Annotated in this window: 18 protein-coding genes; 6 read left to right on the forward strand and 12 right to left on the reverse strand. The window is 65.9% G+C overall.

What is annotated here, in order from left to right:
- Window positions 1-39: 39 nt before the first annotated feature.
- Window positions 40-1,674 (reverse strand): FAD-dependent oxidoreductase, encoded by a 1,635-nt coding sequence (locus H8S61_RS05405; RefSeq protein WP_186938235.1) that lies wholly within the window; start codon window positions 1,672-1,674, stop codon window positions 40-42.
- 188 nt (window positions 1,675-1,862) lie between these two features.
- Between H8S61_RS05405 and H8S61_RS05410 the strand changes: the two genes are divergently transcribed.
- Window positions 1,863-3,359, forward strand: a complete 1,497-nt coding sequence (locus H8S61_RS05410; RefSeq protein WP_186938236.1) for a response regulator transcription factor — start codon at window positions 1,863-1,865, stop codon at window positions 3,357-3,359.
- A gap of 6 nt (window positions 3,360-3,365) precedes the next feature.
- Here H8S61_RS05410 and H8S61_RS05415 read toward each other — a convergent pair whose 3' ends face one another.
- On the reverse strand, window positions 3,366-4,664 hold the full coding sequence (locus tag H8S61_RS05415) for an L-cysteine desulfidase family protein (RefSeq protein WP_186938237.1): 1,299 nt from the start codon (window positions 4,662-4,664) through the stop codon (window positions 3,366-3,368).
- A gap of 252 nt (window positions 4,665-4,916) precedes the next feature.
- Between H8S61_RS05415 and H8S61_RS05420 the strand changes: the two genes are divergently transcribed.
- From H8S61_RS05420 to H8S61_RS05430, 3 genes are all read left to right on the forward strand, one after another.
- On the forward strand, window positions 4,917-6,569 hold the full coding sequence (locus tag H8S61_RS05420; RefSeq protein WP_186938238.1) for an FAD-dependent oxidoreductase: 1,653 nt from the start codon (window positions 4,917-4,919) through the stop codon (window positions 6,567-6,569).
- A gap of 160 nt (window positions 6,570-6,729) precedes the next feature.
- Window positions 6,730-8,178, forward strand: coding sequence for a helix-turn-helix transcriptional regulator (locus H8S61_RS05425; RefSeq protein ID WP_186938239.1), 1,449 nt, complete (start codon window positions 6,730-6,732; stop codon window positions 8,176-8,178).
- Between the two features lie 169 nt (window positions 8,179-8,347).
- Entirely contained in the window at window positions 8,348-10,066 is a 1,719-nt protein-coding gene (locus H8S61_RS05430; protein WP_186938240.1) for an FAD-dependent oxidoreductase, read from the forward strand.
- Window positions 10,067-10,390: 324 nt separating this feature from the next.
- Here H8S61_RS05430 and H8S61_RS05435 read toward each other — a convergent pair whose 3' ends face one another.
- Window positions 10,391-11,968 (reverse strand): helix-turn-helix transcriptional regulator, encoded by a 1,578-nt coding sequence (locus H8S61_RS05435; RefSeq protein WP_186938241.1) that lies wholly within the window; start codon window positions 11,966-11,968, stop codon window positions 10,391-10,393.
- A gap of 138 nt (window positions 11,969-12,106) precedes the next feature.
- On the opposite strand from H8S61_RS05435, the gene H8S61_RS05440 reads away from it, so the two are divergent.
- Window positions 12,107-12,625: a hypothetical protein gene (locus H8S61_RS05440; protein WP_186938242.1), complete on the forward strand. Its 519-nt coding sequence runs from the start codon at window positions 12,107-12,109 to the stop codon at window positions 12,623-12,625.
- 256 nt (window positions 12,626-12,881) lie between these two features.
- Here H8S61_RS05440 and H8S61_RS05445 read toward each other — a convergent pair whose 3' ends face one another.
- The 9 genes from H8S61_RS05445 to H8S61_RS05490 form a co-directional block, all read right to left on the reverse strand.
- Window positions 12,882-13,739, reverse strand: a complete 858-nt coding sequence (locus H8S61_RS05445; RefSeq protein ID WP_186938243.1) for a hypothetical protein — start codon at window positions 13,737-13,739, stop codon at window positions 12,882-12,884.
- 54 nt (window positions 13,740-13,793) lie between these two features.
- Entirely contained in the window at window positions 13,794-14,999 is a 1,206-nt protein-coding gene (locus H8S61_RS05450; RefSeq protein ID WP_186938244.1) for a 4Fe-4S dicluster domain-containing protein, read from the reverse strand.
- A gap of 3 nt (window positions 15,000-15,002) precedes the next feature.
- Window positions 15,003-16,100 carry a 4Fe-4S binding protein gene (locus tag H8S61_RS17385; RefSeq protein ID WP_255466508.1) on the reverse strand — a complete coding sequence of 366 codons (1,098 nt, stop codon included), beginning with the start codon at window positions 16,098-16,100 and terminating at the stop codon, window positions 15,003-15,005.
- A 5-nt stretch (window positions 16,101-16,105) separates the two neighbouring features.
- A complete protein-coding gene (locus tag H8S61_RS05465; RefSeq protein ID WP_255466480.1) occupies window positions 16,106-16,750 on the reverse strand; it encodes a 4Fe-4S dicluster domain-containing protein in 645 nt (214 codons plus the stop codon).
- Window positions 16,747-17,448, reverse strand: coding sequence for a TorD/DmsD family molecular chaperone (locus H8S61_RS05470; RefSeq protein WP_114533675.1), 702 nt, complete (start codon window positions 17,446-17,448; stop codon window positions 16,747-16,749). Before H8S61_RS05470 ends, H8S61_RS05465 begins: the two co-directional genes overlap by 4 nt.
- 14 nt (window positions 17,449-17,462) lie before the next feature.
- A complete protein-coding gene (locus H8S61_RS05475; protein ID WP_160943589.1) occupies window positions 17,463-18,251 on the reverse strand; it encodes a hypothetical protein in 789 nt (262 codons plus the stop codon).
- Window positions 18,252-18,324: 73 nt separating this feature from the next.
- Window positions 18,325-20,205, reverse strand: coding sequence for a DEAD/DEAH box helicase (locus H8S61_RS05480; protein WP_186938245.1), 1,881 nt, complete (start codon window positions 20,203-20,205; stop codon window positions 18,325-18,327).
- A 111-nt stretch (window positions 20,206-20,316) separates the two neighbouring features.
- On the reverse strand, window positions 20,317-20,886 hold the full coding sequence (locus H8S61_RS05485; RefSeq protein WP_186938246.1) for a LysR family transcriptional regulator: 570 nt from the start codon (window positions 20,884-20,886) through the stop codon (window positions 20,317-20,319).
- A 4-nt stretch (window positions 20,887-20,890) separates the two neighbouring features.
- The gene (locus H8S61_RS05490; RefSeq protein ID WP_186938247.1) at window positions 20,891-22,357 is read right to left on the reverse strand and encodes a helix-turn-helix transcriptional regulator; all 1,467 of its coding nucleotides are present in this window, start codon (window positions 22,355-22,357) and stop codon (window positions 20,891-20,893) included.
- A gap of 389 nt (window positions 22,358-22,746) precedes the next feature.
- Here H8S61_RS05490 and H8S61_RS05495 point away from each other — a divergent pair, with 389 nt between their 5' ends.
- Window positions 22,747-25,800 carry a molybdopterin-containing oxidoreductase family protein gene (locus H8S61_RS05495; RefSeq protein WP_160943593.1) on the forward strand — a complete coding sequence of 1,018 codons (3,054 nt, stop codon included), beginning with the start codon at window positions 22,747-22,749 and terminating at the stop codon, window positions 25,798-25,800.

Here is a 25,800-nt window from a genome sequence, read left to right on the forward strand (position 1 = left end):
AAACCGGAACACGTACGAGAACCGCCGACGGAAACGCGCCTACTTCGTGCCCGCTATCTCCTTCGCCACGTAGACGCCGGAGCCCAGCGCCAAACCCACCGACGCACCCGGATTGGTGTAATAGGGCACGCAATAGGCACTGCCCTGATCGACGCCGGCGACGTACAGACCGGGGATGGGGTTGTTCTCCGCATCCATCGCACGCAGGTGGCTGTCCACTTTCACGCCTCCGTTCGTACCCCATGCGCTCGGCACGTATTCGAAAGCGTAAAACGGCGCGGTCTTCACGGGCTTCAGGAACGCTGCGTCCTTGCCGAAATCGCTGTCGACGCCCGCTTCGCAGAAGCCGTTGTACCGCTCCACCGTAGCCTCAAGCGCATCGAGCGAGAACTTCTCGGCCAGCTCGGCCACCGTGTCGGCTTTGCATCCCCAACCTTCGTCGATGGCCTGCTGCAGATGGGCCTCGGCGTTTTCGGGCGTCGTCTTGTAGTAATCGGCCTCGGCACCCGACGCCCAGCTCGCAGGCTCGCCGAGGTAGGCGAAGATGCCGTCGCCCAGCACCCCTTCGTAATAGTCCGAATCCATGACAACGTACGCCTTGCCGGCGCGCACGAGCGCCTCGCCGCCGATGGCGAGCGGAAACTCGGCGATACGGCTCTCGTCGATGAAACGCTCGCCTGCCGTATCGGTGTACAAGCCTCCGAACAGCCAGTATCCGTAGTGCTCGTTCACGTTGTGCCAGTCCTCCGTGAACGGACTGCCCTGCGTCGCCGCAGCCACGGCCCCGCACTCGTTGCCCAAGATGGCGAAGTTGCGGTCAAGCGCGCCGCCTGCGTCGAGCACCATGTTGATGCCCGCACCGTCGGACAGCGAATTGCCTAACGAGAACACCGGCGTATTGAACACCTGCATCTGCATGTCCTCGCCGCCGAGGAAGCCGCCCGTGCACACGACGACGTTCGGCGCCAGCACATCGACTCCCTTGTCGGTTTGCAGTCCGCGCACCGCACCGTCCTCCATGATGATCTTCTCGCCGCCCGCACTGTACAGGAACTCGCCGCCAGCCGCTTCGATGGCCTGCACGAGCGGAGCCACGCGCTCCTCCCCCTCGCTTTCCAGATAGTGACGGGCGCGGAAGCCGTTACCGTACACGTCCGGCCACAGCGACATCGGTATTCCCAAGTCGATCATGGAGTTGAGGGCGTCGCTCGTGCCCGCCACGCAGTTGCGCAGCAGAGCGCCGTTCACGCTCGTACGCGAGAAGTCGTACATGTAACCGAACAGCGTATCGAGCGTGACGGTCTCGCCTTCCTGCTCCTGCAGCTTCGTCTCGCTTGCCGCCGGGCCGCCGCACATGCTGAAGTTCGACATGGAAGCCGAAGGGGCTTTCTCCACGACGATCACCTTCTTGCCCGCCTCGCCTAACTTGAGGGCCGCCATGAGACCTGCAGCCCCGGCTCCCACGACGACGACGTCGCATTCCTTGGTCGAAGAACCCTCCTTACGCGGAATGCCTCCCGAAGCCTGCTCTTGCGAAGCGCCCTCGGCTGCATCGGACGTCGGCGCGCTCGCATTGCCCTGCTGAGGCGCGCATCCGGCGAGCCCCGCCCCCGCGGCAAGCGCGCCGAGCGCGCTTAAGCCCAGAAACGAACGGCGATCCATCGATGTACCCATATCGTTCTCCTCCCTGATGATGCCTTTCCACAACGGAACGCATGCTAGAGGCAAGCGCGCGCATGCGCATCGCCGCAAAGGGAGGTGCTCGGCGCTTTCCAGGGGAAACGGGGGTAAAATCACTGCAACGAGGTGATGGCGCGCAACGGATCGTCCCGTATCGTCATCCGGTAGTCGAGAGGAGCATCATGGCCGGAAGCACCGCGCAACCGCGCGGGATCGACCGCATAGCCGCGAGCCTGGAGCCCGCGTTTCCTTTGCGCATGCTGGGATTCGGGCTGATCTACGCATGGAGCACATGCCTATGGGACATTCCTTTGTTCTTGCCGTTCGACGGCGCGGCGCTGCAAACCGACGCCTCATGGATGCTTTCGGCGGCCATCACGCCCCTCGCGTGCATCGTAGGGAGCCTCATCGGGCGCTCGCGAGAACTGGCGACGTTCCGATCGCTGTACGTGGTCGGCCCCCTGCTGACCGCGATCGGCACCTTGTGCGCCATTGCGCATCCGCTCCTGTCCGGCTCCGTTCAGGCTGCAGCCTATGTGGTCGCGGGCGTGGGAACGGGCGTCGGCCCCGTCATCCTCATCCTGCTGTGGACCTGCCTGTTCGCACGCACCGAAACGGGCATCGTCGAGACCGTGGTGCCCGCCTCGTTCGTCGCCACGCTGTTCTGCGCGATCGTGGTGCCGAGCTTTCAGGGAGGCGTCGCCGTCGGCATCGTCACCTTGCTGCCGCTCGCATCCGGAGCACTGCTGCTGCTCTCCAAACGCGCACTCGACCTGGGAGCGATACCTCGGGAGAACGTCGGGGAACGCAGGGCTCCGGGCACGGTGAAAGCCGGAAACATCGCGCGCATGTTCCTCGTGATTTTCGCCGTATACGGCCTTGGATGCCTCCTGCCATCCGTTTCGCTCGCCGACGTCTCGGCCCGCGCCGACACCGGCGCCACCATCCTCGGCATGCTGTTCGCGCTGGCCCTTGCCGCCGGCATCGTGCTGTTTTCTCGGCACATAAACTTCGAAGCGCTGTTCCGCTGGATATCGGTGCCGTTCGTGTTCGCCGTCATCGTCACGGCGCTCGGCACCCCGGCGGCGACCATCGCGGCGCGCGCCCTCATGAACGCGGTGTTCACCGGCATCGAGATCATCATGGTGCTCTACTTCATCCGGCTTGCGCAGAAGACCGGGCGCACGTCCACGTTCTTCATGGGCATCGGGGAATGCGCCGCATACGCAGGCGTGTTCGCAGGCTACGTCGCGCAACCCGCCGCACGCAGCCTCATCGAAAGCGGCGCGTGCAGCCCCGCCGTATTCTGCTTGCTGCTTGTCGGCGCGTTCACCGTCGTCACGCTGCTGGTGCCGCGGCGCGATGTCGTGTGGGCAGAACCGTCGGACCCTCCCGAGCGCACGGGAGACGCGACCCCCGCGGTTCTCGGATGCGGCAACGAAACCGACGCCGACGACGTCATCGCCGCGCGGCGCATTGCCGTCGCACGGCGCTACGGGCTCTCGAACCGCGAGACCGAGATATTCCTCATGCTGGCACAGGGGCGAAGCCGTCCGTACATCCGCGACACGCTCATTCTGTCGAAGAACACCGTAGCCACGCACATACGCCACATCTACGAGAAGATGGGCATCCACTCCCAGCAGGAGCTCATCGACCTGGCGCAGGAGGGCGAGTAGCGGCCCCTACGCTCCCAGCATGATGCGGATGATCTCGTCGTTGGTGGCGCGCATGCCGTCGCGGCCGAGGCGGGCGATGCTGTCGATGGTGTTCTCCACGCCCTTCTTCACGATGCCGTCGCCGCCGTAGAACTGCTGGCCGTCGCGGTACATGACGTAGCCGAGGATGCCGGCGTTCACCGAGAAGGCGATCTTGCCGGCGCACGAGGGCTTCGCGCCGTCGCACACCATGCCCGCCACGATGGACAGCGCGTTCACCACGGCATGGCACGCCTCGTCGTAGCCGCCGCCGTCGAGGTACGCGATGCCGGCGCCCGCCGCCGCGCCCGCGCACACCGCGCCGCAGAACGCCGACAGCCGCCCGATGCCCGTCTTCTGGTGAATGGCCACGAGGTTCGACAGCACGAGCGCGCGGTGAAGCTGCTCGTCGGTGGAGCCCAGGTGACGCGCGTACACGATGAGCGGCACCGACACGGTGATGCCCTGGTTGCCGCTGCCGGAGTTGATGACCACGGGCAGCTCGCAGCCGCTCATGCGCGCGTCGGATGCCGCCGCGGCGCATGCGCACGCGCGCGACTTCACGTCGTCGCCGTAGGCGCCCAGCATGACGCTGCCGATGTTCGCGCCCCAATCGCCGGCCAGCCCCTCGCGCGCGATGGCATCGTTGCAGGCGATCTGCCGGTCGAGCAGATCGCGCACGTCGTCCAACTCCGCGGTCATGGCGAAGTCCCAGATGCCCTCCATCGACAGCACGCCGCGGTCGGTCATCCCCTCGGCCGCGCCGCCCTCGGACGCAGGCGCGCCGTCGCGCAGCACGGCGCCGTCGCGCTCCTCGCGCACGATGTTCGTATGGAAGTCGGCGATGCGCACGAGCGCGCTGCGTGCGGGAGCGTCTTGAGCGTCGGCGAACACGCGCACGACGATGTCGAAGTCGAGCCCCGTGTCGGCGCGCTCCACCGTGATGGGCGTGCGATCCAGGTACGCGGCGACCTCTTCGATGTCGGTCGGCGACACGTCGGCGATCACTTCGAGGCTGCGCTCGGCGCGCCCCGCCACGATGCCCGCCGCCGCGGCGGCTTCGATCCCCTTGAGCCCGCCCGTATGGGGCACCACCACGCTCTTCGCGTTCTTGATGATACTGCCGCTGGCCGCCACCTCCACGCGGACGGGCCGCGTTCCCAACAGCTCGCGCGCCCGCGCGGCCGCCAACGCGATGGCGATCGGCTCGGTGCACCCCATCGCGGCGACGAGCTCCTCTTCGAGGATGGCCACGTACTGCCCGTACCGCTCGTCCGTCCGCTCCATGAAGCACTCCTTTTTCGCCGGCCAACTCGGCTCGACAGATTTCGCGTCGTCTTGTCCGCAATAATAGCACCGCATTGCTCGCGAAGTTGCGTCCGTCCCGCAACTCGGACGATGACGGCCGCCGCCGTACTCGCTCCCACGCGGATCGACAACGCGCAGAATCCCCACGTCGGAAGCGCTCACCCGCAAAAGGGTAGCCGAGATTTCGCTTTTCCCCTTCTCGCGGGGATGCGCGACGGCAAAGCAGGGAACATGATCGCTTCGAGCTTCGCGCAAGGGACGCGAAGCTCGAAGCCCGGCACCGCGCTGGACGCCAGCGCGAACACAAAGGAGGGAACAATGGGAACGTTATCGCGCAGAAACTTTTTGAGGGGATCCGTCGTCGCAGGAGCGGCCATGGCAGGCTTCGGCCTTGCAGGATGCGCGCCGCAAAGCCAAGCGAACGACAGCGCTCAGGCCGTATCGGCTAGCGGCGTCATCCCCGACACCTGGGATGCCGAAGCAGACGTCGTCATCCTCGGTGCAGGCGGCACGGGCCTCTCGGCAGCTTGCGCTGCGGCACAGGCAGGAGCGTCGGTGCTCGTGTACGATGCCGATGCCAAAGCAGGAGGAACCACCGCGCTATCCGGCGGAGTCATTCAAGCTGCGGGCACCAAAGCTCAAAAGGAGTTTACCGACTTCAAAGACGATACGCCCGAAAAGCACGCACAATGCTACATCGAGCAAGCCGAGGGCCGTGCGGACGAAGAGCTGACGAAAACAATGTGCTCCCGGGCGCCAGAATTGATCGACTGGCTTGAGAGCATCGGTCTTACCTGGAAGCGCGTGTACGGCAACTGCCATGTACCCTACGTGACGGAAGGCCTCCATGCCGACCGCATCCACGTCTACGAAGGAGGCGGCGCAGGCGGTCAAGGAGGAGTGCTCACCGATACCGAGTTCGCCGAAGCGGAGCGCCTCGGGGCCCAATTCAACTTCAAGTGCAAAGCCCAGCATCTCATCTACGACCCTGACAAGGGAGTCGTGGGCGTGCAGATCGAAGACGGCGGCAAGTCCATCAACGTCAAAGCCGCCCGGGGCGTCGTTATGGCGCTCGGCGGCATGGATCGCAACGAGCAATTGGCCTTCGCATTCAACGCCCAGCAATACTGGGATCTTACCACGCAGGCGTCGTATATATCCGAACTGGCGCAGGGCGACGGTATACGCATGGGCCTTGAGGTGAACGCCGCCCTGGCCACCTGCGGCGGCACCATCGATTATGATATGGCCACCGGCCAGGCTACCGACAACACGGCTCCGCAGATGCCCTGCCTTATCGTGAACGGTTCCGGACGACGCTTCGTTTGCGAAGACGCCACGTACGCTTACCAATACCGGGCCATCTTCCAAAATGAAATGCAGTTCGGAAAGCCCACGTGGATGATCATGGATCAGAATATGGTCGAGCAGGGCGTCGGGCCTTGGGCGGCCGATCCCGCGTCTGCCGTGGCCGACGGCACGCTGCTCGAGGCGGACACGCTTGAGGAGCTGGCCGAAAAGATCGACGTACCCAGCGCCATGCTCGTCTCGACATTCGACGTTTGGAACAAAACCATCGCAGAAACCGGCGAGGACGTCGAGCTTCACCGCGTCACGCAGCTGATCCCTCTCGACAAGCCTCCCTATTATGCCCACCAGAACATTTCCGCAAACTTAGGGAGCCTGGGCGGCCTCAAGATCAACACGAACTGCGAGGTCATCGACGGGAACGGAGACATCATTCCCCATCTGTACGCGGGCGGCATGAATTCAGGCGGTTGGTACGGCACGTATTACCCCGGATCGGGAACCTCCTTGACGGGAGGACTGGTACTCGGACACATCGCCGGCGAGAACGCAGCAGCTGCACAAGCCTGGGCTTAGCCACCCAAAGAACAGTACCCCTCCCCCAGCATGCGAAGCTCGGACAGCACGACCGAGCTTCGCATGCGAACGGCATACCTCCATGCAAAAGATGATCGATTCGCTTATGCACGCGTGTTCACGGTATGCTGACTGCATGACGATGCGAAGGGGAGCACGCATGGAATCTCAAACTGATCGACCTTGGGTCGAAATCGCTCAGAACGAGCTGTTCGAGGGATGGCAGCGCTGGACGAGCTTTGCCTGCATATGGGTTTGGTCTTGCCTTGCAGGAATCCTTTCGTTCCAGAATAGCGGGATACGCAGCTTGCCTTCGGTGTTCGGCTACGCAAATGGCATAACGTTGGCAGCTTGCGTCATCGGACTCGCCTCCGTGTTGGCGTTTTCGAGCCGTATCAAAACCGCCATCGACTCTCGTGCCTACTTGGGCATAGCCGAAGCGCTCGCCGTACTAGGATCGCTTTTCATATCCGCGGGAGTCCTCGCAGGCAGTTCTCTCTGCCACGTGGCAGGAGCCGGGTTGGGAGGCATTGCCATCGGTCTTTTGAAAATCGCCTGGGGACAGATGTACTCGCGGATGACGCTTAAAGCGGGGCTTGCGTCTATGGGCTACTCGCTCATTTCGTCAAGCGTGATCGTACTGCTCGTGCAGAATGCCGACACACTCGTTCTCTCGATTTTGCTCATCGCTTCGGCGCTGCCGCTTGCCCCCTTGGCTTTTCGAGGAACCAAACGTCTTGCCGATCTGCCCGAGAAGCCCCGGCATTCTTCGCGGTCGGTAAAGTTCACCGCATCGCTGCTCGCGCTGCCGATGCTGGTCGGATTCTCGTACGGGGTTTCCAAAGCAGCCATCATAGGACTCATCGGAAACGAAGCGAGCATCGGCAGCGCAGGCACCTATTCGAGCCTCGTAGCGGGCGTCGCAACCTTCGTTTTTTCTTATGCACTTGGAAAGAAAGTCTCCTCCGCACAGATATATTCGACTTCGCTCGTCTTCGTCGTAGCAGGATTGCTCCTCATTATGTCGAATGCGACCTCGCCGTGGCTTTCCTTTTTCGTCAACAGCATCGGATTCTCGTTATTCTACTTTTTCATGGTGGTGTACTGGGGCGATCTTGCTTGGCGTACGGGCATGTCGATCGTACGCGTGTACACGATCGGCTACCTCACCATGCAGGCATCCCAACTGGCCGGCATCGTCATCGCCGGCATGCTCGGAGAGAATCCGCTTCAGAACAACGGCATGCTGGTCATCCTTTCCCTTGTGCTCGCCTTCTTCGCCGTGGTTCTGCTTCTCTTCGGCAGCTCGCGCTCGTCGCTACGCCAATGGCTCATCGCCGATGGCACGGCACTGGAGGTAGACGACGGCGTGCCCGTGGCTTGCGCCGAGCTGTCGAGGCAGGGCAACCTATCCCCACGCGAACAGGAAGTTCTCACCATTCTCGCACGCGGACGCAATGCCTCGTACGTTGCGAAAACGCTTTGCATCTCACCCGACACCGCAAAGACCCACATCAAGAGCATTTATCGAAAGTTGGACGTGCATACCCAGCAAGACCTTATGGACGAGATAGATTTGCACGTCTCTTCAGGCGACAACAACGCGTGAGCCCGTAGGCACTCTGCCCCCTAACCGCATTTCCCCTTCTCCCCCGTTTTCGGGTATCTTCGGCGTTTCGCCAGGACACGGCCGGATATACCCGGTTCCGCGCGATGACGCGGCTGCGGCTGGCGCGTAGCATGCATCCCGTTGAAACCGCACGAACGAGGAGGGAACCATGGGAGAACACACCATCAGCCGCCGCAACTTCTTGGCGGGGCTCACCGCAACCGGAGCGCTCGCCGCAGCGGGGGCGCTCGCCGGATGCGCGCCGCAGGCGCAGGCGGAGGGCGGCGCGAGCGGCAAGGCCGACGCCGCCGCGCAGGGCAGCTGGCGCGACAAACCGGCGATGCCCGCCGACATCGCCGAGACGCTGGAGGCCGACCTCGTGGTGGTCGGCGCCGGCAACGGCGGGCTCGTGGCCGCCACCACGGCCGCGCAGAACGGCGCGAAGGTCATCGTGCTGGAGAAGGGCGGCAACATCGCCTCGGCGCGCGAGGCCATCGGCGCGCTCAACTCCGCGCTCGAGCCCGACCACCGCGAAGACGTCCCCACGCTGCTGAACCACGCGAACCAGATCCAGGCGGGCGACGCCAACATGCTGCTGTACAAGACCTGGGCCGAGCGGTCCGGCGAGATGATCGAATGGATGAAGGAGACGCTCGAGCCCAAGGGCATGCTGTTCCCGTTCGAGTGGCACAAGCCCGACGACCCGCACGCCTACTACCCGGCCATGTGCTACAACCCCTGCATGGGCGAGTACAACCCCGACGGCCCGAACTACGGCGCGTACGCGCACCTCGAAGTGATGAACGAAGTGCTGGGCGAGCTGGGCGGCGAAGTCATGTTCATGACGCCCGCGATGATGCTCGTGCAGGACGAGTCGGGGAAGGTGACCGGCGTCATCGCCGAGTCGAAGGACAAGGGAACCATCCAGATCAACGCGAAGAACGGCGTCATCGTATGCACGGGCGGCTACGGCGCGAACGACGAGATGCTGCAAGACCTGTGCCCGGGCAACTCCAACTGGTGCGTGCTGCGCGACAGCGTCACCGAGGAGGGCGACGGCATCCGCATGGCGCTGTGGGCCGGCGCCGAGCTCGAGGCCGGCGGCGCCTGCATGATCTGGAACCGCGGCATCATGTTCGACGACACCGAGTTCGACGGCTCGTACCAGGGCGGCGACATCTTCCTGCCCGGCAGCCAGCCGTTCCTCCACGTGAACGCCAACGGCGAGCGCTTCATGAACGAGGACCAGTGCTACCCCATGAGCTACGCCGGCGGCGCGAACCAGCCCGGCCACTTCTCGTGGATCGTGTGGGACGGCAGCTATTGGGAGGACATCGAGCAGTTCGACACGGGCGGATGCTCGCGTCTGTTCCCCGCGCCGTCGGGCACCGCGTTCAACGCCGACGTGTACGATTGCGAGGCCATCACGAAGGAGCACCTCGACTCGTTCTGGCTCGAGCCGCGCATTGAGAGCGGCGCGCTCAAGAAGTGCGACACGCTCGACGAGCTGGCGAAGGCCATGCGGTTCGACGCCGACCAGACCGCCGCGTTCAAGGCCACCATCGAGCGCTACAACGAGCTGGTCGCCGCGGGCGAGGACATCGACTTCGGCAAGCCGGCCTACCGCCTGAGCGCCGTCGACGAGCCGCCCTTCTACGCCGCACGCATCGCCGGCGAGCTGCTGGTCACCATCCACGGGGTGATCACGAACGCCGATTCGCAGCCGCTGCGCAAGGACGGCAGCGTCATCGACGGCCTGTACGTATGCGGAAATGACCAGGGTGGATTCTATCCTCACAACTATCCCAGCAACTTCACGGGCATCAACGCGGGCCGCACCGCCACCTTCGCCCGCATCGCCGCCAAGCACGCTTTGGGCGTCGCGTAAGCGCGCAGCATCAACCCGCACGTCCCGCTCCCCCTGGGGGGGGCGGGACGTTGCGTTGGCGGGCGACCCGCATGAATCGCCTCAAATTTTTATATAACTTAAAACATCATGGACAAAAAGGCGAGTATTCTCTAGATTATAGCCGGGAAAACCGGGACTCGAAATTTGGGTTTCGCATAACGCCTGATGAAAGAGCCGCACATTTGATTATTCCGTTTTAAGGATAAAGAAAACTCAAGTTTTTGTCCACACGATGAACGACAACCGGAAACGGACGGCTCGACCGACAGGCACCCTCCAAGCAACGGGGATCGATGCGACCCTTCAGTGCACCAAATCGATGAGCTCTTGGCGGGAGTGGACGTCGAGCTTGGCGTAGACGTGCTTGGCGTGGGTGGCGGCCGTCTCGCGCGAGATGACGAGGGCATCGCGCACGTAGGGGATGGAGCGTCCGCGCGCCAGCAGGTCGAACACCTCCGTCTCGCGCGGGGTGAGGCCGCCGCGCTGCGCGAGCTCGAGGATGCGAGCGGTCAGCTCGTCCACCTCCGACGCGGCATCGACGACGGAATCGCCGGGGAGCGTCGGCGAAGGAGCGGACTCGCCGAGCGCCGCGACCGCGACGTCCTCCTTGCGCGCACCGAACGCGAACGCGCGGCCGTCACTGAGCACGAACATGGTCGCGCTCACCAGCAGCGCGATGGACACGGCAACCACCTGGTCGAGCGAGAACGCGCCCGCCGCCACGCCGGACTCGACCAGCACGAGCGCCACCACGCCCAGCAGATCGCCGAGGTGCACGAAGATCCAACCCAAGCCGTACGATTGCACGGGCGTCGCCGCCCCCTGCACGGCGTAGCGCGCAAAGTACATTTGCGTGATCAGGCAGAACGCGAAGCGCGCAGCGATGGCCACCACGTAGGCGACGTACGCGCCCGCGCCTTCCCCCAGCACGATGAACGCCGCGAAACCCAGCACGAGCGCCGGGCACATCCACCGGTAGAGGAACGACAGCGACACGCGACGCGGCCCCGCCGTGGCCGACAGGCCCACCACCAGCATGAACACGATGCTCACGACGAGCGCCACCTGGGAGGCCGTCGCGTCGCGCCCCGACGCTCCCGGCCAGAACGAGCCCTCCACGCATACGAACAGGCATGCCACGAGGATGCCGAACCCGGCGCGCCCCATCGACTTCAGCACGCGCGGCAGCCCCTTCCGCGCGCTGTCGTGCGCCTCCGCGAATGCGCGCTGCTCGGCGGCGCCCCGGTACTCGGCCGTGGCGTCGCGCGCCTGCGCGTCGCGCCATGACAGCAGCAGGCACAAGCCCGACAACAGGGGAAACGCCGTCACCACCGCGAGCGCCATCCAGCCCTGCATCGCCGAAACCACCAGCACGAGCACGGCGGCCGCCACGGCCGACGCCGGCGCGAGGAACTCCACTTCCTCCTGGGTCACCTTCGCGTAGTACTCGCCCCACATCACCCACATGAAACCGCTGCCGAACCCCGTGAGCACCGCGCCCATCACGAACAACGCCGCCGTCGCGCCGAAGTCGGGCAGCTCGCAGAACAGCAGCGGCGTGGAGACCGCGGTGGCCAGCGGCGCGATCCAGAACAGCGCCGCGTGCTGCGTGGGCGAGCCCAGCCGCTTCTCCAGCACCACGATGAGCACGAGCATGACCACCGACATGGACACGGGCAGCCCCGTGAAGAACAGGTCCCAGCCCGCGCCGCCCGCCAGCGTCGAGGCCTTCGCGCCGGTGTAGCCGCTCACCGCGTTGGTGTAGAACACGCAGAACACCCAGGCCAGCAGGAACGCCCAGCCCAGACGCCGCAGCGGCGCGAACCGCTCGACCGCCGCCACGAGCGACCGCTCGCGCCGTCCTTGCGCGCTCTCAGCCATCCATCTGCTCCTTTCGCCGCCCGCTTTCCATCCGGCATTTGTACCACAGGCGACTCCACTTGGCAAAAGGGCTTGCACCGAGGGGGGGGGCAGCTGATACAATGACAGGCAGCCGACCGCACGAGAAAGGAACGCCCGATGAGAAGCAGGGTCTTCGCACTGCCTGCGACCCTCGCGTTGTGCTGCGTCCTGACCGGCTGCTCGGGTCTCGCCACTGCCGAGCAAAAGTCGATCTATCACGACGACGCCCGCATCGCCCGGGGGTTCGACACGTACTCCGTCGTGGACAGCAGGGGCTCCCTCTTCGACCGCCATCTTGGCGAGCTGACCGGTCTGGAAACATGGCTCCAGCTCTCGGTTCCCGAGGTAGGCGGCACGTTCCGCGTCGACTACGACGTGACCGTGCAGGCCGGCGACTTCAAGATCGTGTTCGTCGACGGCAAGAACGTCGACGTCGTCTGCGAAGGAACGGGCGTCGGCAGCCGCACCTTCACGTTGGAACCGGGCGACTACGCCCTCAAAGCCGTCGGCACGCACGCAGGCGCCGACATCGAGCTCGAGCTGCAGGCGAGCGAGGGCGTTACCGCCGTCGACCCCGACGGCCCGCTTGGCGATCCGCGCGACGTGGAGCTGGAACCGCTCGAAGACAACGCGTAGCACACGGCTCCCGCGCGGTCGGGCACACGAATTCGCCCATACTAAGCAATTTTTGCGTTTTGCGTGCAATTCGGCGCTTCGAAGCGCCCTTGGATGCCGATCTTCGAAGGCAACTTTTACGTTTCCGCAGGTCGCGAGATCCGCGTTCGACCGTTGCGGGACAACACGCCCCCTCAAACGCACGCAAAACGCAAAAATTGCTTAGAACTCGGCGATTCGCGCGCCGCGCAGCCGTGCCTATCCCGCGCCGCCGCCCCTACCCTGCGGCGCGCATGACCATGCGCTTGACGTCTTCCCGGTACTCGGGGCGCACGAGGTAGTACGCGTAGGCCTCGAGCACGGTTTGGAAGGCCACGCCGCGACCGACGATCTTGCAGTACCCGATACCGTACGAATCGTGGAGGTCGCGCACTTCCCGGTCGGTGAAGATCACCGGATGGCCCGGCTCGTGGTCGAAGAAGTCGGCGCGCTTCGCGATGCACTCGAACGGCCGCATGACGCCCGCCATCTGGTCCTCGCTGTTGTGCAGGTAGTGCTCCTGGCGATGCGGGCAGCGGTAGGCGCAGAACTCGTTCACCATGACCTCCACCTTGTCGCGGTCTTCGAGCGCCGCGAGGAACGCCGGGTCCTTGTGGCGGTTGTAGTCGAGCACCACGTAGTCGTAGCGCTTCGTCATACGGTTCACCTCGGCCGCGTCCGCCAGCGCACGCGTGGTGGACAGCACGCAGCGCATGCCGTAGCGCTCGCGCACGTAGTCGCCCACGAGATCGGCGTACACGATGGCCTCGGCACCGTAGCGGCTGGCGATGGCCAGCATCGCGTTCAGGTACTCGTCGCGCAGGTCGTCCTCGCCGGCCAGCATGTTCGTCAGCGTGAGGCGCGCCTTCACGCCGTGCTCGGCCAGCAGCGAGAACGCCTCCTCCATCTGGCGGGGCGTGGAGCGCTCGCGCAGGAACGCGCGGCCGCCGTTCAAATTGCACGCGGGAAAGCATCCGTACACGCTGTCGATGCGCACGTCGTCCTGGAACAGCGCCGGACGCTGCTCGAGCAGGCGGACGAAGAACAGGTTGAGCCCGAGCCCCACCGTGAAATCCGGCAGCGTGTACTTGATCATGTCGATCCCTTCGAAAATCACCGGTTCCGACGGCCGTCAGGCCGCCGGAACCTTCTAGAACATGCACATCTCTAAGTCTTCGCCGAGCGTCGAGTGCAGCTTATCGTACATCGACGAGGGCTTGTTCGGGGTCCACGTGGGGCGTTTCATGGCGAAGCACACGGCTTCCTTGCCCATGAACTGCTTGATGGGCACGCGCCCGCTCACCGTGATGGCCTGCTCGGGGCAGATGCGCTCGCACAGGCGGCACTGCATGCAGGCGCTCGGACGGTGCACGATGCCGAACACGCCGTCCTCGTCGAGCTTCTTGATGGCGCCCGTGGGGCAGAACACCGCGCACATGCGGCACGAGCTGCACCGATCGGCGTCGATGGACACGGCGCCGATCACGCGCGTCTCCACCTCGTCGGCCACCGGCTGGCCCACGTGCTGCAGGTAGTTGTACAGGCGCACGCGGCGCGTGGGGACGAAGTGCGACAGCGTTCCGTCGGCCTCCACCTTGCGATACGCCGCGGGAACGGGCTCGGCTTCGGCCATCCCCAGCTCCTCGGCCACCGCCGCGCCGGCTGCACGGGTCGACGCGTCCTTGGCGGAGCGGAAGAAATCGCGCCGCCCCACCCCGTCGCCGCCGCCCTGGCCGTGCGACCCGCCGGACGCACCGGGTGCCAGCACGCGCTCGGGCACGCATTCCACCACGTCAATGGGCATGGAAGACCCGAACGCCTCAAGCAGGTTGCGCGAGCCTTCCACCACGTCGCGCATGAGCGCGCCGCCCGGAGCGTGTCGGCACGTCTCGCACGAGCCGCACGCGAGCGTCGCGTCGAAGGCGCGGTATGCCGCCAGCCCCACGAGCGCCGACTCGTCCATGCGGCCCAAGCACGGCACCACGCACGCGGCCGGCGCGTCGTCGACCGCAACGTCGGCCGCCTCGAGCGCCGTCTCGCACACGATGACGGGATGGCCCTTCGTCGCCACGATGGAGTGCTTGAGCTGCGCCGTCAGCTCGGCATCCGTCGGGTTGCGCAGTTCGATGGCGCAGGTGGGGCACGCCGTGGCGCACGTGCCGCACCCGATGCAGCGCTCGGGCTCCACGAGCAGCTCGTTGTCGCGATACGCCAGCGCGCCCGACGTGCAGGCCTCCACGCAGCGCAGACAGTCGGCGTTGCGGTTGCGCACCGAGATGCAACGCTCCTCGTGCACGGCGATGGCGTCGCTCTCTATCTCGCCCAGCAGGGCCAACAGGCCGTTGATCAGGGACATGGCCTACCCCCTTTCCGGGATCTCGTCGTCGACGGGCAGCGCCGCGACCTGCGCCTGCTTCTTCGGCAGCAGCGGGAACGTGATGGCGTGCTCGGGGCACACGTCGGCGCAAGCGCGGCACTTGCTGCAGTCGTTGAGCGTGGTCTCGCCCGCCGCGATGTCGTGCAGGTTGATGCCCTCGGGGCACGCCTGCTCGCACAGGTTGCAGGCCTTGCCGCGGCCCTCGCGCAGGCACTTCTCGGCGTCCACCTGGGGGCGGAACGTCCGGTTCAGCCCGCTGAACAGCGAAAGCAGCGCACCCAGGGGGCAGAAGCGCTGGCACCACTTGGGCAGCAGCAGGATCTCCAGCGCGATGATGACCGGGAAGGCGACGACCGTCCACGTGGCGTCGCCGAACGCGAACAGGCGCATGACCAGCAGCACCGTGGCGAACGTGAGGCCGATCGGGCAGACGAGGCAGAACACCGGGAAGCCGAAGATGAGCGTGGAGCCCAACGCCGCGGCGAGGATGCCGTGGCGGCTGTCGATCTTGATGCCCTTGGACTTGCCGCAGGGAGAAGCGCAGGTGGAGCAGGGGGTGCGGAGAGCGGGGGCGGGGACCGCCGCCTGCACCGCGGGAGAAGCGGACGAACCTTCGAGTCCCCCCGCAAGCGCCGCAGGTTCCCCTACTTGCGCCGCGTGGGAGACGGGTGGACCGGCGAGGCTATCCGCGGCGCCATGGATGGGGGCGGGGACGGCACTCGAACCAGCAAAGTCATCCGCGGCGCCATGGGAGGGGGCGGGGACGGAGCCCGAGCCTCGCTTTCCCTTCTTCTTTCCCCGCGACATGAAGTGCACGGGGCATACCCAGGCGCAGAACACCTTGCCCAGCACGATGCACACCAGCAGCACGACCACCACGCTGATCACGGCCATCGGGATGGCCGTGCGCCCGGCGATCATGGCCAGCAGCGCGCCCAGAGGGCACAGCAGCGTGATGGACTCGAAGCCGATGCCGCAGAAGTTGCCGATGCCGCCGGCCGTGAAGTATCCCACGGCTACCACGGCGAGCACCGCCAGCATGATCAGGAACCGCAGTCGATAGGTTTTGAGCTTCTTCATCCCGCTCACGCCTCCACTTCTTCGGTCGGACGGATGACGATGGCGCGATCAGTGGCGCCGGCCGTGATGGAACCGGCCGACAGCGAGATGCACGCCAGCTCGCAGGCACCGCAGCCGTTGCACGCATCCACGTCCACCACCGGCACGTTGTCGGCGCCCAGCTCGAGCGCCTCGTAGTTGCACACGTCCACGCACTCGTGGCAGCCCATGCCCTTCGCGGCCAGGCACCAATCGCGGTTGAGCTCCGCCTTGCCGATGATCACCTGCGACGGATCGGGGCACACGAGCGCGTGCGTCGGACACACCGCGACGCACTTCGGCCCGCCTGGCTCGTTCTCGCAGAAATCGCACCAGCCGCTTTTGAAATCCATGCGCGGCGTGCGCGCGTTCAGGATGCCGTCCTCAAGATGAGCCGGAGCGATGGCGTGCTTCGGGCACACCTCGCGACACTTCTCGCAATGCAGGCACCCGCGCACGAGCTGCTCCTCGTCCTGCCCTCCCGGCGGCCTGAGCAACGTGGCGCTGGGCAGGTATTTCACGCCGCCCAGGCCGATGACGGCGCAGGCGCCCACGGCGCCCAGGGCGAACGTGCGGCGCGACACGCGGGGACCCGCATCGCGCTTGCGCTCGACGTCGTGCTCGTCCATCATGCAACCTCGACTTCGACTTCGGCTTCGTTCTCGGACAGCACGGCATCCAGGAACTCCCGGTCGTTGCGCAGGAAGCCGTCGGTCAGCTTGCCCAGCCCCTTGTAGAAATCGGTTTGGGGGAATTTCTGCAGGTCGGCCGCCATCATGGGGTACCACGCCAGCAGGTGGTCCTCCAGGAAGTTGCGCTGCGACAGCAGCAGCTTCAGGCACTCGTCCTCGTCGCCGGCCTCGTACGCCGCGATGGCGCGCTCGCACAGGATCTGCTCGAACTCCAGCTCCAGCGCGATGTGGTCCTCGCCTTCCTTCCAGCTCTCCTGCTTGTCCAGGCCGAAGGCGCGGTACAGCACGAGCACCTCGTCGCGCGCGTCCTGCATCATGAGGCGCTTCGGGCTCGTGTACACCGACTCGTACGGGTAGGCGGCCGAGAAGCCGTCGTTGCCCGACCCGATGAACGCGCGCACGTAGTCCACCGCCAGCTCGGTGAGCACGGTGCCGTCGGCCTGGCTCAGATAGCCGCAGATCATCCGATAGCCCTCGTCCACCAGCGCGTTGCCGGTGTTCGTCGGGAAGCGCATGGACACGAGCGTGTCGTGCAGCTCCTGGTCCACCTCCACGCGGAACAGGCGCGAGAGGAACTGGTAGGTTGCCCTGCGGCCGCGCAGCACGTCGGCGAAGTCGATTTCCTGATCATGGGACATGAGTAGCTCCTTCTCTAGCGTTCGGTCGAAGAGGTTGCGGCGAACACGCCGGACGCGAGCACGCTCCGGCCCAACTCGGTGATGGTCCAGCTGTCGCGCCATTCGATGGCGCCCGTCTCTTCCAGCTTGCCGCGGAAGAAGCCGCAGAAACGACGCGGCTCCTGGCACAGCGGGTCGCCGTCGACCGCCTGGTCGAGCTCCTTGGTGGGGCAGCCGCCCTCGCGCGCCGTCATCTCCAGCACGCGTTGGAAGATGGGCAGGTAGCGCTCGTCCTCCACGATTTTCTCCACCACGAGGCTCTCGTTGACGTGCGCCGCGATGGCGTCGAGGCCGGCACGGGTGGCCCGGTAGCGGCACGGCGCCGCGGGCGTCACCGAGATGAAGTCGCCCTCGTCCTCGGCGGGCACGGCGGCGTCGGCCGCATCCTCGGCACTCTCGTCCACGATGCGCTCGAGGGCGCCGTCGCGCTCGAGCAGCTGCACCACCTGCGCCGAGCTGTACACGCTCGTGGTGGTGGGATACGCCGCGTCCAGATCGGCCACGGCCTCGTCCATCGTCTTCGGCTCCGTGCAGAACGCCACGGCGTGCAGCAGGCGGAACTGCTGGCCGGGGATGCCCGCCAACAGCTTCTCGATGCGCTCGGCCGGCGACAGCGGCACCACCGGAGGCACCACGCTCTTGTCGGCGTCGGGGATGGGCGGCAGGTAGTCGGCCTCGGCATCGTCCCGCTCGCCGTCGTCCAAACTCAAATCGGCCAGGGGATCGAAATCGTCATCGATCACGAATGCGTCGACATCGCTCATATCTATCAGTCCTTTCAAAACACCGGGGGTTGGGAATCGCGAGGGTCCGGCGGCCGGCAAGCCGCCGGAGTCCCTACATGGTCGTGGATGCGTAGAGCACCTTGGTGGGCAGCTCGCGCGGCACGTCGGGGGCCAGCGCCAGCACCTCGTCCGTGAGGGACGCGAACTCGGACGGCGCCACGCTCGCCAGGCGCTCGCCGTCGCGCATGAACACGCGCGTGGTCTGCACCTTGGTGAACGCCGTGTTCTCCAGGCGGTCGCGCGTGAAGCGCGTGCACACCGTGCGCTCGTCGGCCGTGGCCAGCACGTCGAGGAACAGGGCGCGCTCTCGCTCGAGGGCCACGCGCCGGTGGTCGATGGTGAACTTGTCGTCCACCGCGTCGTTCGCGGGAAGGAAGCCGTTCACGAGACCGGTGACGAACACGGTGCGCACATGGCGCCCATGGCAGCGCGCGTACGTGACGACGTGCACGGCGTCGCGCGCGACGTCCTCAACCGGGGCGCGGAACGCTTCGCGCGCCAGGTGCTCGACGTCGGCGTGCGCGGCATCGTCGCCCAGCAGCTCCACCAGGCGCGGGGACAACGGCATCCCGTGCGCTTCGAACAGCTCCACGGCGGCCGCGCGCGTCAAGCCGTCCGCGCAGACGCGCTGCAGTTCGTCCAGCTCATCGAGCGGGCCGTCGAACTTGCCGAAGATCGTCGAGGCGCGGTCGGCGTCCCGCTGCGTGCGCAGCTGCGCCACGGCCTCCGATGCGGCGATATCGCGTTCGCGAGCGTACGCCATCAGCTCCAAGAACGCATCCGAGCGCAGCAGCCAATCGCCGAAGCCCAACCACGAGCGCAGCGACGTGAAGTCGTGCGGGTCGAGGTGCAGGCGCAAGAAGGTGGCCAGCTTGAGGTCGGCGAAGCGGCCCTCGGTGCGGGGATCGCCCTTGATCTTCCCGCCGCCGAAGCCGCGCTCGACCGCGATGCCGCGCGCCTCGAGCGCGGCGGCCATGCGTGCGCCCCAGGCGGCGTTCGGCACCGCCACCAGCACATCGCGCGGAGCCACGCCGTCGGCCAGGCACTCCTCCACCGATGCGGCCACGAACGCGCATTCGGCCTCGGGGTCGTCGAGCGCGCGGCTCTCGCGCGCGGCCTCCGGCCGCTCGGTCGCCAGCGTCACCAGGCAGTCGGCCTCGTCGGCCAAGGCGCGGAACCCGTCGAAGCACGGGTACGGCTCCTCGGCGCTCGACGCGGCCAGCGTGCGGCCCGCCGCCACGAGGCCGTTCGCGGCCAGATGGCGCACGAGGCGCTGCGACGCCTTGCTGAGCGACGCGTAGTCGTCCACCACGAGCGCCAGCGGCTCGGGCTCGACGCCGGCGGCCACGAGCCCGCGATAGGCCAGCGACGACACCTCGCACGGCAGCAGCGCGCGCCGCACCTCGAGGTTCTCGGTCAGGATGGCGTGCACGGTCTGCTCTTCGGCGGTGATGAGCCAGCGCTCGTCCTCGTCGGCGCACTCGCTCATGCTCTTGTAGAAGAACTTGAGCATCTCGCGCAAACGGCCGGGCTTGAGCCCGCTCACCTTCACGTCCTCCATGAGCACGGCCAGCTCGTTGTCGTCGAGCACGCGCGCGCCGCGGCTCACGGCGTCCTGTACCCGCGCGTCGCCCATGACGGCCAGGCCCAGCTCGCGCATCGACACCACGTCGGCGGCGTTCAGCAGTGGATCGTCGGCCAGCAGCGCCCGGTAGCGCCCGGCCGCCACGCCGTCGGCGCACACGATGCGCACGGACGATCCGGCCGCGGCGATGCCGCGAGCGCACGCCAGCAGCGCCGACGCGACGTCGTCGGACGCGTCGTGCTCCAGGCACGCGCGCACGCAGACAGCCCCGCCGTCGGCTTGCGTTTTCAGTTCTTCAAGAAGATTGTTCGCCGCGTCTTCAACGGTCGCGGCAGTATAAGCACTCATATTCGGTCTCCATCCACGTTCTTCGGATGAAGCCCTTTGCTCGAAGCCCCCCAGCTTCATAGCGCTTTCACACCAATGAAGTATGCCCAACCGGCGCGGGCGCGTCTACCATCATTCCGAAACGGAATGGATGAAATCGAGCGCCTCCTGCTTGTCGCCCACGCCCAGCTTGCGGTACACGCCGCCCAGCACGTCGGCCACCTCGTCGCGCGACAGCCCCAGCTCGCCCTCGATGGCATCGAAGCCGCGCTCCTCCACGTACAGGATGAGCGCACCCAGTTCGCGCTGGTCGAGCCCGCAGCGCTCGGCCGCGAGCCGGCACTTGCAGCGCAGCGCCGTGTCGCCCGCGCCCGCGCGGGCCGCGCCAGCCCCGACGCCCGCAGCCGCTCCCGCACCCGCCGCCGGCCGCGCCGCCTGCCCGTCGCGCGCCGCATGCACGAGCGCGACGGTGGCGCGCAGCAGCTTCTCCACCTGCCGCGTCTGCGCGTACAGCACGCCGCCCGCCTCGGTCAGGCTCACGCCGCTGCGATCGCGCACGAACAGGTCCGCGCCGAACTCGCGCTCGAGCAGGGCGACGTGCTTGCTCAGCGTCGACTGCGTAAGATGCAGCTCCCGCGCAGCCGCCGTGAAGCTGCCGCACTCGGCAACCTTCGCGAACTCGTGCAGATACGTCGTCTCCATCGCCTCAGACCGCCTCGTCCTGCCCGGTCGTCTCGTGGGCCAGGTCGATGAGCTCCTGACGGTTGTCCACGCCCGTCTTCTGGTAGATGTGCCGGATGTGCGTGCTCACCGTGCCCGCCGAAATGAACAGCGTCTCCTGGATGCGCGAGATGGTGCGCCCCTCCAGCAGCAGCGGCAGCACGTCGGTCTCGCGCGGCGACAGGGCGAAGCGCTCCGAGATGAGCGCGCAGGGGTCCACGGGATCCGCCGGGTCGTCGGCGGGCACCTCCGGCTCCGCGCCCATCAGGCTGACCTCGCCGATGCCGATCTTGATGAGGTCCGTCTCCGTGAACAGGAACAGGTGCGCTATGAACAGCAGCGACACCGCCACCAGCGTGACCAAGGTGAGGTCGAACATGCTCACGCCCGTCGCCTCCAGCGAGTGGGCGAACAGCGACCCCACGGTCTCGCCGCCGTACAAGGCCACGAACCCCAGCCCGATGGTGCGCGCCGGGCTCACGCGAAAGCTCGACGCCACGTCGATGCACACCACGCACAGCACCAGCACGAAGCAGTGGTAGCCGCCGAAGATGAGCGCGCTCGAATACGTGTTGTTGTCGGACAGGAACGGCGTGGACAGGCAGCCCAGGCACAGCATCAGCATGGACACGCGGTACGAGAAGAAGATGCTGTCGCGATGCAGGAACACGGCGATCAGACAGATGGCGAGCGCCCCGACGAAGCCGGCCAGGAACAGGTACGCGCCGAAGATGTCCTGCACCGCATACGTTTTGAAGCCCGACACCACGTCGAAGAACCCCATCAGCATGCCGATGAGCATGGCGCCCAGAAGCGCCTTCGCGAACAGGGCGATGGTATGGCGCGAAAGCGGCTGCTCGGGGCCGCGCGCCAGCTGGGGCGTGGTGATCGAGCAGCGTCTGAGCAGCACCGCCGACAGCACGGGCATGGTCACGATGAGCGCGATCACCGGCACCGCCGGCCCCACGATCAGCACGAGCCCGACGGCGATCGCGGCGCACAGCGACGCCGCAAGCTCCACGAGCGCCAAGCGCCCGCCCAACCCCGACTCCAACTCGATCCAACACAGGAACAGCACGGCCGAACCCGTTCCGGTCATGACGGCGCTCAAGCCCAGCACGAGCATGCCGGCGGGCGTGGTGGGATCAGAGAACGGCGTGAGCACGCTGCCCACGCTCATCATGATGGCGGAACCCAGCACGATGGAGCGGTTGGCGCTCACCCGCTCGCGCCGCACGATGACGGCGACGAACAGCATGGTGACCACCATGGCGACGAGCGATATGAGCAGGCTGGTGTACAGCGAGCCGCGCACGTCGGACGAGAAGCCGTACGGCACGATGCTGTAGAACATCATGAGCATCCACAGCCACTGTAGGGCGGCTCCCGCGATGCGCTTAAGCGACAGGCTCGTCCCCAACGCGGTATCCCATGCACTCCGAAGCTTTTCCATGCCTGCCCCACCCCCTGAGCCCGTGCGAAACGCTGCTCGCGTCGACCCCTCTGTCGACGCGTTCGATTATACGGAAAAGATGAGCGTCCCTCTTTGAGGAAATTATCCTAGTTTAAAGATAATTTATGATGACCGATCATCGTAATCCCAGATCAAACGACTATCGATTTTTTCATGATCACAAAATCATAAGAATTTATGATGCGGAAGATCGGCGCTTCCCAACCTTTGCACGATGCTCGGCAGGCCCTCGCATCCGTAAGGTCGGCTCATGCGATTCGGGGACTTTGCACCGCATGCGGCATCCAGCTTCACGCGGCAGCCCCCCTCCCCGTTCGCTCGAAGGTAGACGAGTAAGACGAGAACGAGGAGAAAGAAGGAGGAGGAGTATGGGTAACCTGACCATGTCACGACGCACGTTCGTCAAGACCGCCGCCATCACCGGAGCGGCAGCTGCGGCGTTCGGCGCTTCGACGCACACCGCGCTGGCCGAAGAGACGTACAGCAAAGTGTCCGGCAACGACACCGTGGCCGTGAAGACGTGCTGCCGCGGTTGCGGCAAGATGGAGTGCGGCGTCAAGGTCATCGTCCAGAACGGGCGTGCCATACGCGTCGAGGGTGACGAGGGAGCGTTCCAGTCCATGGGCAACTGCTGCACGAAGTCGCAGTCGTCCATCCAGGCGGCGTACCACCCCGACCGTCTGCACTACCCCATGAAGCGCACGAACCCGAAGGGCGAGGAGCCCGGCTGGCAGCGCATCTCGTGGGACGAGGCCATGCAGTCCATCGTGGACAACTTCATGGACATCAAGGCGAAGCACGGCGGCGAGGCCATCGCCTGCCAGGTGGGCACCTCGCGCATCTGGTGCATGCACTCGGAGTCCATCCTGAAGAACATGCTGGAGACGCCGAACAACGTGGAAGCCTGGCAGATCTGCAAGGGCCCGCGCCACTTCGCCACCACCATGGTGTCGCAGTTCGCCATGTCGTGGATGGAAACCATCACGCGTCCGCGGGTGTACGTGCAGTGGGGCGGCGCTTCCGAGCTGTCCAACTACGACGACTCCTGCCGCACCACGGTTGACGTGGCGTCGCGCGCCGACGTGCACATCAGCGTCGACCCCCGCATGGCCAACATGGGCAAGGAAGCCGACTACTGGCAGCACCTCCGCCCCGGCACCGACGGCGCTCTGGCCCTGGCCTGGACGAACGTCATCATCGAGAAGAAGCTCTACGACGAGCTGTACACGAAGAAGTGGACGAACGCCCCGTTCCTCGTGTGCGAGGACATGGAGCCCTCCGGCTTCCCCACCGTGCGCACCGACGGTTCGTACTGGGACGTGAAGACGCGCCTCCTCAAGGAAAGCGACATCAAAGAGGGCGGCAGCCCCTACAAGTTCCTCGTGTACGACAACAACTGGGAAAAGCTGAAGGCCGAGGGCGTCGAGCACGAGTACGGCGCGTTCACCTGGTTCAACGCTGACCAGGAAGGTGTCATCGACGAAACCGGCGGCTTCTGGGAGGGCGAGAACTACGACTCCGAGAAGGCGCGCGAAGGCCGCGAGGCTTCGCAGGACAACCTGCTGCCGGGCCAGACGCAGGGTTGGATCCCCGACCCCATGCCGTTCGACCCCGCCATCGACCCCGCGCTCGAGGGCGAGTTCGAGATCACGCTCAAGGACGGCAAGACCGTGAAGGTCAAGCCCGTGTGGGAGTACTACAAGGCCCGCGCCGCCGAGTACAAGCCCGAGGTTGCCGCGGAGATCACCGGCATCCCGGCATCCGAGATCGAGGCGGCCGCCACGGCGTACGGCACGCGCATCGACCCGTCCACCGGCTACGGCAACGGCGGCATCCAGTACATGCTGGCCGTCGAGCACTTCTGCAGCGCCATCCAGAACTGCCGCGCCTTCGACAACCTCGTGGGCATCACCGGCAACATGGACACCCCGGGCGGCAACCGCGGCCCGACAATCGTCCCCATCGACGGCGACCTCCAGGGCTTCAGCGCATGGGCCCCGGGTGCTACCACCCCGCCGGCGGAAGTCAACCTCAAGCAGGTCGGCATCGACAAGTTCCCGCTGCTCGGCTGGTGGCAGTACTGGTGCGACAGCCACTCGCTGTGGGATGCCGTCATCACGGGCGACCCCTACCCGGTGCGCGCCCTGTGGAACGAGTCCGGCAACTTCATGAGCCAGACGAACACCACCCGCGCCTGGGAGGCCCTGTGCTCGCTGGACTTCTACGTGGACCTCAACCTGTGGCACACGCCGCAGAACGACACCGCCGACATCATCCTGCCGGTGGCCCACTGGATCGAGCTCAACTCGCCGCGCGCATCGCAGGGTTCCGCCGGCGCCATGGGCGCCACGGTCAAGTGCGTGCAGCCGCCTGCGGAAGCCAAGTACGACCCCGAGATCGTTATGGACCTCGCCAAGCGCATGAACTGGCAGTGGACGGACGAGCCCGGCAACGAGTGGCCCGACATCAACTGGCAGCTGGACGACTCCATCAAGCTGCTCACCGATGACGAGCTGACCTACACCACGTGGCATGTCGAGAACGGCAAGCCCACGTTCGAGCGCCACGGCGTTCCGATGGCCGAGGTCACGCCCAAGTACAAGACGTGGGACGAGTACGTCAAGGCCTTCCAGGAGCACGGCTGGTGGCAGGCGAAGGACATCGAGCCGCGCAACTGGGGCACGTACCGCCGCTACCAGACCGGCGCGATGCGCGCACGCGACCGCGTGTGGGGCCGCCTCGACTACACGGCCGGCAAGGGCATCGGCGACTGGAAGCCGGGTTGGTTCACCCCGACGATGAAGCAGGAGATCTGGTCCACCGTCATGGAATCGCACCATCCCAACAACCCCGAGTGGTTCGTCCCCAGCTACACCGAGCCGCCGCACGGCCCGAAGGACGGCGACCGCATCAAGGAGTACCCGCTGACCGCGACCACCGGTCGCCGCATCCCGGTGTACTTCCACTCCGAGCACCGTCAGCTTCCCTGGTGCCGCGAGCTGTGGCCCGTGCCGCGCGTGGAGATCAATCCGAAGACGGCTGCCGAGTACGGCATCGAGCAGGGCGACTGGGTGTGGATCGAAACCGAGTGGGGCAAGATCCGCGAGGTGGCCGACCTGTACTACGGCGTGAAGGAAGACGTCATCAACCTCGAGCACACGTGGTGGTACCCCGAGGTGAAAGACGCCGGTCACGGCTGGCAGTACTCCCAGGTCAACCAGCTCATCGACCACGGTGCCCAGGACCCGCACTCCGGCACGTCCAACCTGCGCGCCTACCAGGTGAAGATCTACAAGGCCACGCCTGAGAACTCGCCGTACAACAACCCCGTGCCGTGCGACAGCACCGGCACCCCCATCATCCATACTTCCGACGACCCCCGTCTGAAGGAATGGTTGCCGAACTACGAAGGGAGGGAGTAA

The organism is Eggerthella hominis, assembly GCF_014287365.1.
GTDB lineage: Bacteria > Actinomycetota > Coriobacteriia > Coriobacteriales > Eggerthellaceae > Eggerthella > Eggerthella guodeyinii.